This is a genomic window from Streptomyces sp. NPDC097595, assembly GCF_044761525.1.
Classification (GTDB): Bacteria; Actinomycetota; Actinomycetes; order Streptomycetales; family Streptomycetaceae; genus Streptomyces; species Streptomyces drozdowiczii_A.
This window is the reverse complement of the sequence record NZ_JBIWCN010000007.1, coordinates 176,299-187,452: the sequence shown is the minus strand read 5'-3', so window position 1 is coordinate 187,452 and position 11,154 is coordinate 176,299. Positions and strand designations below refer to the sequence as shown.

Here is an 11,154-nt window from a genome sequence, read left to right as displayed (position 1 = left end):
GACATGGGGAAGAGGCAGACACGCACGCGTCAGAAGGGCAAGGGGACGGTCTGGCCGGGCCAGCCGCCCGCTCCTCCGCACACCGAGGCCGCCCGTGCCCGTCAGCCGGCCCCGATGGTTTCCCCCACCGACCCTAAGAGCGCCGACAACACCGCGGCGCTGCTGGAGGAGATACGGCAGGTAGGGGGCGAGGCCCAGGTGGTGGTCGCGGCGGGGTCAGGGTCCGACGGCGCGAGCTCCAACCTCGCGTCGGCCTGGCAGCGGTACCGTGCACTCGCCGAGCGCCAGGCAGCCGCGGCGAACTCGATGTCGGTGCAGGCGGAGGCGCTCCGTGCCGAGCAGGAGGAACTCACTGCCGCGGCCGCGCGACGGGCCGAGGAAGCCACAGCCCTGCAGGAGAGGAGCGCCGCGCTGGACTCGCGCACGGAACTTCTCGACCGCAGGGACCGCGATCTGTCCGACCGTGAGCAGGCGGCCGAAGCGGCATTCACCGAACGCCGCCTGGAGGCAGGCCGAGAGCTTGAGGCCTGGCTGACGGAGCAGCGCCGGACAGCAGTGGCCGCGCTGGACACCGAACGCCAGGACCGACAGGCACGGTGGAGCGAGGAACAGCGTCGCCTGGCTGACACTCAGGCGGCCCTGGACCAGCAGGAGAGCGAACTCGCCCAACGCGAGAGAGATCTGCGATCCGCCCGGCTCCAGCTGGAGGACGAACGTGAGGACGTCGTCCACCTCAAGGCCGCCCTCAAGGAGCAGCAGGTCACCCGTGCGGAACGGTTCGAACACGAGGTGACGAGCCGTACCGGCCAGTTGCTTCAGCAGATGGAGGAGAGCCGGCACAGGATTGCTGTCCTCACCGAGGGGCACGGACGTCTGAGCGTCCGACTCAACGAGTACGACGGCGCATTGGCGTCGCTGGGGGGCATGACCCTGGAGCAGGTCGTCGAGCGCCTGACCGAGCTTCGCGCCGAGAACGCGCGTCTTCTGGAGGAGAGCGCCGCCGCGCCACAAGCCGACGCCCTCCTGCTCGAGCAGCTGAGGCAGCAGGTCAAGCGCCTCGCCGCCGACAACGAAGAGCTGGTTCGGGAGCGCGGGGAACTGGAGTCAGCGCTTCAACGTGATCGCATCGCGGTCAACGAGCGTCAGAATTACCTCGAACAGAACAACTGGTTGCGCGCTGCCAACGACCAACTGCAGCACCTGCTCAACGAGGAAGCGGCCAAACTCCGGGCCACGGCCCAGGTCGGCAAGGAAGGCCAGACTTTTCCGGCCTGCTCGTACATGGACCGGGAGTTCGGCACGCCCCGGCCCTTCGACACACGCGCGACGGCTATGCCAGAGCTGGTGCACCAGCTGCAGGCGGTCATCCGCCAGCAGGCCGGTCTCTCCTACCGTCAGTCCGACCTGCGCCTGGTCCTGGCGGGCATGGCGATGAGCCGTCTCCATCTCTTCCAGGGCATCAGCGGTATCGGGAAGACCGGTCTGGCCCGCGCGCTTGCCATCGCCTTCGGCAGTGACAGCAGCGCCGCCGTGGTGCCCGTCCAGGCCGGCTGGCGCGACCCGCAGGACCTCATGGGCTACTACAACAGCTTCGACCGGATCTTCTACGAATCCGAGTTCACCAAGGCTCTGTACCGTGCCCAGTGCCCCGCTTTCAAGGACCGGCCCTTCTTCATCGTCCTCGACGAGATGAACCTCTCCCATCCGGAACAGTATTTCAGCGGAGTGCTGTCGGCACTGGCCATCAAGGACCGGCCCAGTCTGGCACTGACCACGGCACCGGTCAGAAACCCTGCCGACCTGATCATCGACGGAACGCACCTAGCCGTCCCGGACAACGTCTGGTTCATCGGCACCGCCAATCACGACGAGACAACCGTCGGCTTCGCCGACAAGACCTACGACCGGGCCTTCGTCCTGGAGCTGCCCTGGCAGCACCCGGACGTACCGGAGACGGCACCCGCATTCCCGGAACCGCTCGGCCATCAAGCTCTCACCCAGTCCTTCGACCGGGCGCAGGCCACCTACGGCGCGCAGGCCGACGGCATCATCGGATTCCTCGACAACCACTGGCGCGATCGCCTCGCGGAGGAACTGCGCATCGGGTGGGGCAACCGGCTCGAGAGGCAGATCAAGCAGTTCGCACCCGTCGTGGTCTCCGCCGGAGGCAGCCCGGGTGAGGCGTTGGACCATCTTCTGGCCACACGCATCCTGCGCTCGGTCCGGGGACGGTACGACATCCATAGCGACACCCTCGACGCATTGCGCGCCGACCTCGTCGAAAGTCTGAGGCGGTTCGACGGCGCTCACGAACCGACAGCGACGCGACGGCTGCTGGACGACGAGCTCCGCTCACGGGGTCGGCAATGAAGCGGGAAGCAGCCGAGCCGGGACTGGACTCCCTTCTCGTCCGTCACCTTCTGGCCCTGTCAGCCCGTCTCAGCGAAGCCGCCACGCTCGACGACTGGCTGACCATGCCCCCGATCATCCTCGATGTCGCCGAGGAGGCCGAGGCCTTGCCGCTGGAGGACGTCTTCGAGCGCGAGTCCGGTGCGCTGCGCGCAGTCTGCCACCGTCCGTACACGCGTCTGCGCACGGTGGAGGAAGTGGTGCCGACTTCCCGGGTCCGCTCGATCGCTTCCGGCGCTCCGGCGCGCCTGGCTTCCCGGCCCGAGGACTGGGCCTCGCACACGCTCGCCGGCGTGCGCCCCAGCCGTCTGCTGGCCCGGCGCAGCGAGGAGGACGCCGACATCTACGAGAACCGCGTCGCCGTAGCTGTCCTCGATGTCATGCGGTCGCACCTGCAACAGCGGATCACACAGCTCAGGGACCTCAGCAGGATGACGGACGATGTACACGGTCTGCTCATGACTTCTGAGGAGACCTCCTGGCGGGCCCGGCGGGACCTGGCCGGCCTGCTGAGGAACATCGAGGACTCCGGTCGGCAACGGGCGGCCGCAGGAACGCGTCTGCGGACCCTGGAATCGCTGCTTGCGGTAGTGGAGGTCATGCTGAGTTCACCGTTGGCGCGCGCGGTCGACCACCGCTCTGCACCGCGCGAACTGCACCCCACGAATCTGCTCAGCAGCGACCCGCACTACCGCAGGGTGGCCTCACTCTGGCAGGCCTGCGTCACCGTCGCCGCCGTACGCCCCGGGGAGGCCGAGACCGCTCAGCGCCGCCAGGAGGTCCGCGTCGCCTTCGAACGGTTCACCGGCCTCCTACTGCTCCTCGCCTGCACACTGCTTCAGGCCACCCCGGACGCCCATCAGCCGGCTCCTGCCCCTGGCCGGACCACCCGCTTCCGCATGCGCGGTCAGCAGTTGACGTTCACCTGGTCCCGGACAGGCGACTTCACCCTTCACTGGCATGACCGCCAGGCGCTGCGCGTCATTCCGTTCACGATCGACCTGTGCACGGCTCCCGACGCAGCCTCCATCGCTGCCTCGATCTCAGGCGTCCGTCGTGACCGGCCGGCCACCGAGTGCGACGACCTCATCGTGCATCCGGGGCTGCTCCAGAAACGCCAGGACGCAGAGCCCCACGTCACCGGGGCGGCGTATCGGATCGGGCACGGCGACGGCGATGCGTCCGGACAGCATGTCGGCGTTGCCCCGCTGTCCCCACTGGACATCTTCAGCGTCAGCCGTCTAGTGCGGGCCGTCCAATGGGCCACCTTGGGCGCCGACGCGCGCCGCTACCCTCTCACGGTCCCCGTGCCCGCCGGCACGCGTTCCACTGTGGCGACCTGTGACTGGCTCGAGCCCCATCCCGACGGTGTGGCGGTCGTGCGCGCCCCGGTCTCGGGAGAGCTGGAGCAGCTCTCCGCCCTACTCAAGACGACCCAAGGGCGGCACGGCAGTAGTCGAGCAGCGGAGCACGAAGTCCAGCGACTGCGGACTGTTTCCGAGACATTGAAGGACGCAGCCGTCCAGGCCGAACTGATCGAAGTGTGCCCAGTGTGCGCCAAGACCGGCTCTCAGCGTCAGACCGTGTTCGAGCCCCGCGAAGGCGGTCTGTTCGCAGCACTCTGTTCCGCGTGCCGCACCCGGTGGGAGCTCCGCCGCTGCATGGCCTGTAGACGGACCTTCCCTCTACTGGAATCGGATGGCTCCGCCGCTGCCGGAGCCACCGAGTCCGACCTCGACGGCCGTCTCGGTGGCGCCTTTCTGGCTGCCCCGTGCTGGGCGTCGGAGGGCACCGGTCAGTTCATCTGCCCAGCGTGCAGCACCTGCGGCCAGGCGACTCGAGCCGTTTCCTGCCCACGCGGATGTTCGACTCAGGCCCCACACTGACTGGGCGTTTGGTCCGACGTTCGTTGCGGTCAGTTGGCTCAGAACCGAAGAGGCCGCCGAGTCGGCCGGTGGGGGTACAACGGGAGAGGATCGTCTCGTCCTGACATCTGCTGTCTCCCAGGACGACGTGACGCCACCCCTTCCGCCCCCTCGTCGGCCGGCCGCCGCGCGGCATATCGAGACGTGCTCCCGAAGCACGGAGCCATCCCCTCGAAGGCGAGTGGGCCGACCAGACACGCACGGGGGAGCCCGTGAACGTGCACCGGGCGCGGATCGCGGCCGGGGTCGAGGAGAGTCGAGAACTCACCTGTCTGCCAGCTGTGTCGCATGCGAGAGCTCCACCACCGCTCAGGCAACACCCGTCCCCCGGACCACCGTGCCCAGTGGCCCAATGCGCCTGCGGGAGGGCTGGGCGGGTGACCCTCAGCCGGGGACAAATAGCAGCCGCACCACACCGCACATCGGTGACGAAGCCGCAGGGAGCGTGAGTACCCGATGCGGCCACGCGCCACCGCCCGGGCAGTTAGGGCGGCCGGACACGCCCCCTACAGTCAGGCCCCGCCAACGCCGCCCAGGAACGACAACCTGACCTGACGGTTGGTGTTGCTCCTGTTCGTGTCGACCACACTCCGTTAAGGCAACCCCCAGCCTATCCGGATCCCAACGCACGCCTGCCCAGCCGTGGTGGTCACCTCGCGAGGTGACCACCACGGCTTAAGCATCCACTCGGCATGTGTGGCGAGCCGTGCCCAGTCCCCACCACGTCAGCATCAAGCCTTCCTTGCCGACTCGATCACGAGACGTAGCGTTCGGTCACCACCATCGCCGTCCCTGCGAGGACCGCTCCCACGCGCGACTCGGCCCACTCGGCGAGCAGCAGCGGCTTCTCGTCCACGGACTTCAGCAGATGAGTGATCTCCTCGGCGGTCGGCGCGACCGCAAGGGCACAGCCGACCATGTCGTGGCCTGTCGCGCTAGTGTGATTCCCGGGCTCCTCCTCGGGATCGTCCGGCACCCATCGGCCGACCTCGATCTCCCACGAAGTCTCGTCGTCGCCTGGCTCCGGCGCTTCGATCGTCAGGTAGAAGCCGTCGGAGTCGTACGGCTCCACGAAAAGGCGACAGCTGGGGTCGTCGAGTGAAGCCCCCACGTCGCCGCCCTGGGCGTGCGCGGTGACCAGCACCCGGAGGGCAGCGACCGCCTTCTCCCGTTCCTCCGAGGTGAATCCCGACTCGCGTCGGTCGAGCTGCTCGCGCGTCTCGTCGCCCAGCGTGTCCAGCCCGTCGTCGTACTTCACGAAGGGGTGCCTGAACTCCCAGCAGCGCTCGGTCTCCGGCTCATCCTCGGTGGCAGCTCCCGAGAACTCTGCGAGTCCTGTCTGCAACCCGTGCTTCTCTTGCTCCAGTTCGGATCGGATCGCCCTGCTAACCGTGCCGGGGAGAGCTGCCACGGCAATTTCCAGGTCGGCCAGCGCCTGGTGAAGCCGCAGGCAGACGTACTCGTACCAGAGGCTGTGGGCGCCGCCGAGAAGGTTGGGGCGGGCGGCAGGATCGGTCAGGGCGGCGAGGTGCGTGCGCGGGTAGTAGCCCACACGCCGTTCCCGGCGGTCGTGGATGCTGACAGGGACGGTAGCGAAGGCGGAGATCCTGTTGAGGGCGTCGACGACCGGAACCGCAAGGTGTGGCTCGGCAAGACTTGTCACGGTCTTGGACACGACGCCGTCCGGACCTTGGTAGGTCGCCAGGATCTGGGACTTTCCACGGGTGGCGTGCTGAGAGTAGATGGTCAACGAAACGCCTTTCGGCTGTCCGGCAGAGGGGCCGGACAGAACAGGTGCGAAGGAAGCGGGAAGGAGGTGGTAGCGAGGGCGCGTTCCGACGCTCCGTACCTCAAGACGACCGGAGGTGGCCCAGGTACCGTCCCAGGCTCCATTCCTATCCGCAGGCTAGCGCATACCCTGCGCGCCGCAAGCAAATGCTCTCCTCCGCCCGGCCACAAGGACGGGTGGCGGGCGAGGCCGCGGAGCAACCGGACTCGATGACGCTGCCTGCGGGGTTGTGAGCTTGCTTCGCTTCGACGAGGTTGCGTCGGTCAGGCCGTCAGGGCGGCTTCGTATTTTGCGGCCTACGGTAGGTCGGACACCCAAGCAGTACGCCGACTTGGCGGGCAGCAACGTCCATCTCGCGGTACTGGCTGAACTCCCCGACGCGGGGCGGGTGGCCACGACCCTCAGGACGGAGGCGGGCTGCCGCCGGAGGTTTGATGCACCCCTGCTCGTCGCAACTCTCGGCGGATTGACCTGTCGCTAGGTAAAGTTCGGGGCCAGCAGTCCACGACGTCGGGGTGTGGGGTGGGAAGGCAATTCTTCATCGCCTTGGGGAGCGGCAAGTACTGCCACCTCCCGAAGGAGGAGCAGCTGGCCTCCGTGCCCGGGGACGTACGGGCGACGACCGAGCTGTTCCAAGCGTTCGGCTACACAGCTGTGTTGCCGGGCCTCGGGGACTACGACAGCGCCGATCAGATACGGCGGAAAATGACCCATTGGTCGTCCGATGCCGATCTGACGGCCGACGACGTCGTCGTCATCTACTTCGCGGGACACGGATCCGTTGAGGAACGCGACCGCCACTATCTGCTCTGCTGGGATTCGCAGGAGGACGACCTCGTCTCCAGCGCCTTGGCCACTGAAGACCTCGTACGCATCCTCTGTCGCGGCGAGCTACGTCACCTGTTGCTGATCCTCGACACCTGCTCAGCCGGAGCAGGGAGCGCGGACGCGGCTGTGGTCGCACTTCAGACAATCGCCTACCGGAGCACCGCCGACGGTGCCTCGACCGGCCTGTGGTTTCTGGGCTCGGCCCGGCACAAGGACATTACGGAGGACGGCAAGTTCGTCACGGCCCTGATCAAGGGCGTCGAAACCACCGCCGGGAGGACCGGCCAACGCCAGCGGTACCTGGACCTCACCGAACTCGTCAAAGCCGTCAACGAACAGTTCGACGCTGAAGGTCGCGGCCAACGAGCCGAGTTGGCCAGTGGACTCGTGACCGGCCTCGCGCCGTTCCTTGCGAACTCGAATTATCGGGAGGAACTTCCTCCCCTGGGTACCGATCTACAGGTCCAACGACGAGTGGCGGAGCGAGATCTGGACGAACACTTCGGCCCCCGGTCGCGCGGTGTGGAGTTCGAGTCCGAGCAGGGCCTCTACTTCAGCGGCCGGACCCAGGTGCTGTCCGAACTCGTAGACTGGCTAACCTCGCCCCAGGGCGACGGTCGCGGAAGAGTGGTTACCGGGAGCCCGGGATGCGGAAAGTCGGCGGTGCTCGGACGGATCGTCGCCCTTTCGGACCTTGGATACCGAGCTCGTCTCGACCTCTCCGGTGTCGAAGCGTCGACCGTTCTTCCTGTCGGGTCTGTCTCAGCTGCGGTCCACGCGCGGCACAAACGGCTGGAGGAGGTGGTCGAACGCATCGCCACCGCGCTCGATACCCGTACCGATGGCCCCGCCGCTCTGCTGCAGGAGCTGACCCGCCGCGGGCGTCAGGGAGCACCCATCGTCGTAGTGGTCGACGCCGTCGACGAAGCAGGTTCGGATACCGCCGCGGACGCCGGCGGCCACGGTGAGCCTCGCCGGATCACGCGGGAGCTGCTGCGCCCCATGTCTGAGATTTACGGCGTGAGGCTGCTCGTGGGGGCTCGCCATGAACTTGTGAGCCCGCTGGGCCGCACATTCACGGTTATGGACCTGGATCGGGACGGCTACCGGGCCACGCAGGAGGACGTGTCCGGCTACGTCGCACGAGTGTTGTTGGCCGAGGACGAACCCGAGATTCCGACGCCCTACCGAGACCAGGCCGACCGCGCACGTACGGTCGCCGACGCGGTCGCGGCGAAGGCGGCCGGAGTCTACCTCTACGCAAGGACGACAGCCCGCACCCTGCGCTCCGATTGCTCTCCCCTCGATACCGACCGCGCTGGCTGGGCGGAGGACCTGCCCAGCGAGGTCGGTGAGGCCTTCGACGACTATCTGGCCCGCTTCGGTCCGGACGAGGCCCGAGTGCGACGGATGCTGCTCGCGCTGGCCTTCTCGGAGGGTAAAGGGCTGCCCAGGGGTGATGTGTGGACGACGCTGAGTTCGGTGATCTCGGGCGTTGTGTGCACCGAAGAGGGTTCTGGCTCGCTTTCCGTGACGCGTGCACGGTGGGTGATCTTCGCTGAGAGACCAGTGGGACCGAAGTCGCGCCTCAGCTGCAGACAATGGGGCAGCCGCGTCGGATCGAGTGCTGTGCAGCGCGCAGGAACAGTGCGACGTAGAAGGCTGTGTCCAGGTCCTTGGTCCACGGTCCTGTCCGAGTAGTGGCCGGTTCCATTGCTTGGTGCCTGAACCACGTGCTCAGGTCGAGGTTGTCGCACGTTGCCGGGGTTTCGGCTGGCAGATCGATGGCTGCCGCCAGCTTCTCGGCGAGCGGTAGTACCTGAGGAGCGCCGACGACCATGGACTCGTGGTCGTCGGATTCGATGGGCAACCAGATCTCCTCATCGAGCGAGAAGGGCACGAGCACGGTCCAGCCGCAGAGGATCTCCGATTCCTCTCGTGACAGGTGCGTCTGGCACAAGGCGAGGAACCCGGTCATGTCGGGGGTCAGCTTTTCCTCGAAGGCTTGTCCTGAGCCAGGTGCGAAGTCCGTCTCTGCGGGGACGTCCTCGTAGGGCGGCAGGCCCCGCCGCCTGAGTTCAGCATCGAGTTCCGAAGCAACTTCACCCCATCCGTCCTCCTCGTCACCGAACCATTCCTCCGCGCCGACGCTCACCAGGTAAACACCCATGTGGGGAAGCTATCGCGCGCATCTGACATCGATCAGTGAGCCAGCAGGACCCGCTTGCGGAGCAGTGCGAAACCGGCCCGGCCGAACATCTGGCGCTTGAGCATCTTGATCCGGTTGACGTGGCCCTCAACGACGCCGGAGCTCCAGGGCAGGGTGAGTCCGGCGATAACCGCGTCGAGGTCTCGGTCGATGCCGGCCGCGAGACTGTGGAGGCTGGGCAGGTCGTCCTGGCGGACAGCGTCGAGCCATTGCGGGAGTCGTTCGCCCTGGCGCGCGGTGAGCATCTGGGCGAAGGACCGGACATGGCCGGTCAGGGCGTCGAGTTCGGGGCAGTTGGCCAGGACTGCCTTGAGCCGGAGCTGTTCGATCTGTGTCAGCGTCTCGGGTCGGCTGAGGATCCATCGCGTCACCACGCGGGGTGCCGGTGGTTGCGCGGTGACCGGTCGTGGCGAGGTGCGCTTCTGGCGCAGGTAGGCGCTGACCCGGCCGTAGCTGCCGCGATAGCCCAAGGGAACGATCTCCTCCCAGAGCTTCCAGGCGTTGGTGCAGCCCTCGTCCCAGCGTTCGTCCAGGAAGGGCTTGTACTCGTCGAGGATGGAGGTCCTGTTGTGCTGCCACTGGCCACGGAAGAGGTCTTCCGGCTTCGCCGCGTCGGCGAGGCTCTTGACGGTCCGGTGAGTCATCTGGAGCTGACGCCCGATGGAACGGCGGCTGTGGCCGGCTTCCAGCAGCGCGTGGACCATGGCGTGCCGGGCTCGGACGCGGTTGGCGAACCGCTCGCTCCGCCATGGCGAGTCCGCCTTCTCCTCGGGCGGCGCCGGTTCGTCGACCTTCCCCTCGGGGTCGGGGACCAGGACGCGAAGGCAGTGGCGGTGGCGGGCCACCGCCCGCTCAGCGGCCTCCCCGAGGTTGTGCCACAGATGCCAGCGGTCGGCGACCTGCGTCGCCTGGGGCGCCCCGGCTGTGGCGCCTTCCGCGAAGAACGGTGCGCGGTCCCGGCAGACGATCTCGATGCCGGGTCGCTTCGCGAGCCATGCGGCCAGGCTGGACGCCTCTCGGTCAGGCAGTAGATCCACCGGCCGGCGGGTTTCGACGTCAACGAGCACCGTGCCGTAGACCCGCCCTTTGCGTGTGGCGTACTCATCGACACCAACCACCCGCGGGGCCGGGACACTCGGTTCGGGCAAAGCTTCCATCAGCCGCAACACCGCGCTGCGGCTGATGGGCACCCCGAAAGCCCGTGCCAGCCGGGCGCCCGCCCGGCCGGCGAGGGCGAGACCCACCGCGGCGAGAGTCGACCGCAACCGCTCCGTCCACCGGCTGTGCCGCCGGGTCAGTCCCGGCAGTTGCTCAGCGAACGTCCGCCGAGCACAGGACGACTCCGGACAGAAGAGCCGCCGGACTCGCAGTCGGAGCAGCACCCGCCGTCCGCCACTCGGTACGTCCGCAGGAAACCGCTGGTAAGAGCTGTGCACCCGGGTCGACTCGCTCCCGCAGTCCGGGCATGCCGCCCCGGCCGCCGTACTGCAGAGGTCGATGCGTATCGCCTCGTGACTCACGTCCAGCGACAGCACCGACACGTCCGCGATGGACGGTAACAGCAGGCCCTCCAGGCGGGGCGACATTTCTTCCACGACGCCGCACTGTCAACCACACCAAGATCGGCCCTGATCATTTTCAGGCAACTTCCCGAAGCCTGATCGGAGCACCAGCCGTAACTCAGCGTGCACGCGTCACGGAAAGCGAGCCAGAACCCCGAAGAGGATGTCACCTGGGCGTTGGACGTGGCTGAAGCGTACGTCGCCGAAGTCATCGACGATGACCAACGATCCGCGTATCGCCTCTACCACAAGGCACTCGCCGAGCATCTTCGTGCCACTGCGGGCCGGGCGGCGGAGCAGGTGCAACAGTCGATCGTACGGGCCCTGCGCTCGCTCGTCTCAAGGCCGGTCGACGGCCCGCCGGACTGGCTCGGCGCTGCCGGGTACGTCCGGCGTCATCTGGCGACGCACGCAGCCGCTGGCGACGCCCTG

The 11,154-nt window shown here is 67.5% G+C and carries 6 protein-coding genes; 3 read left to right on the top strand and 3 right to left on the bottom strand.

All coding sequences use genetic code 11. The annotated features are described in order from the left end of the window. Nucleotides 1-3: 3 nt before the first annotated feature. Both ACIQZN_RS13820 and ACIQZN_RS13815 read left to right on the top strand, forming a co-directional pair. Nucleotides 4-2,370: a hypothetical protein gene (locus ACIQZN_RS13820; RefSeq protein WP_403992059.1), complete on the top strand. Its 2,367-nt coding sequence runs from the start codon at nucleotides 4-6 to the stop codon at nucleotides 2,368-2,370. Further along, on the top strand, nucleotides 2,367-4,295 hold the full coding sequence (locus ACIQZN_RS13815; protein WP_403992056.1) for a DUF2357 domain-containing protein: 1,929 nt from the start codon (nucleotides 2,367-2,369) through the stop codon (nucleotides 4,293-4,295). Before ACIQZN_RS13820 ends, ACIQZN_RS13815 begins: the two co-directional genes overlap by 4 nt. Before the next feature lie 793 nt (nucleotides 4,296-5,088). On the opposite strand, the gene ACIQZN_RS13810 is transcribed toward ACIQZN_RS13815, so the two are convergent. Then, nucleotides 5,089-6,084 (bottom strand): hypothetical protein, encoded by a 996-nt coding sequence (locus ACIQZN_RS13810; RefSeq protein ID WP_403992053.1) that lies wholly within the window; start codon nucleotides 6,082-6,084, stop codon nucleotides 5,089-5,091. 561 nt (nucleotides 6,085-6,645) lie between these two features. Here ACIQZN_RS13810 and ACIQZN_RS13805 point away from each other — a divergent pair. After that, nucleotides 6,646-8,652, top strand: a complete 2,007-nt coding sequence (locus ACIQZN_RS13805; RefSeq protein WP_403992050.1) for a caspase family protein — start codon at nucleotides 6,646-6,648, stop codon at nucleotides 8,650-8,652. Here the strand turns inward: ACIQZN_RS13805 and ACIQZN_RS13800 are convergent. Together ACIQZN_RS13800 and ACIQZN_RS13795 are read right to left on the bottom strand one after the other, a co-directional pair. Further along, nucleotides 8,540-9,121, bottom strand: a complete 582-nt coding sequence (locus ACIQZN_RS13800; protein ID WP_403992047.1) for a hypothetical protein — start codon at nucleotides 9,119-9,121, stop codon at nucleotides 8,540-8,542. The genes ACIQZN_RS13805 and ACIQZN_RS13800 overlap by 113 nt on opposite strands. A 32-nt stretch (nucleotides 9,122-9,153) precedes the next feature. Then, nucleotides 9,154-10,746 carry an ISL3 family transposase gene (locus ACIQZN_RS13795; RefSeq protein WP_403992328.1) on the bottom strand — a complete coding sequence of 531 codons (1,593 nt, stop codon included), beginning with the start codon at nucleotides 10,744-10,746 and terminating at the stop codon, nucleotides 9,154-9,156. Between the last annotated feature and the right edge of the window lie 408 nt (nucleotides 10,747-11,154).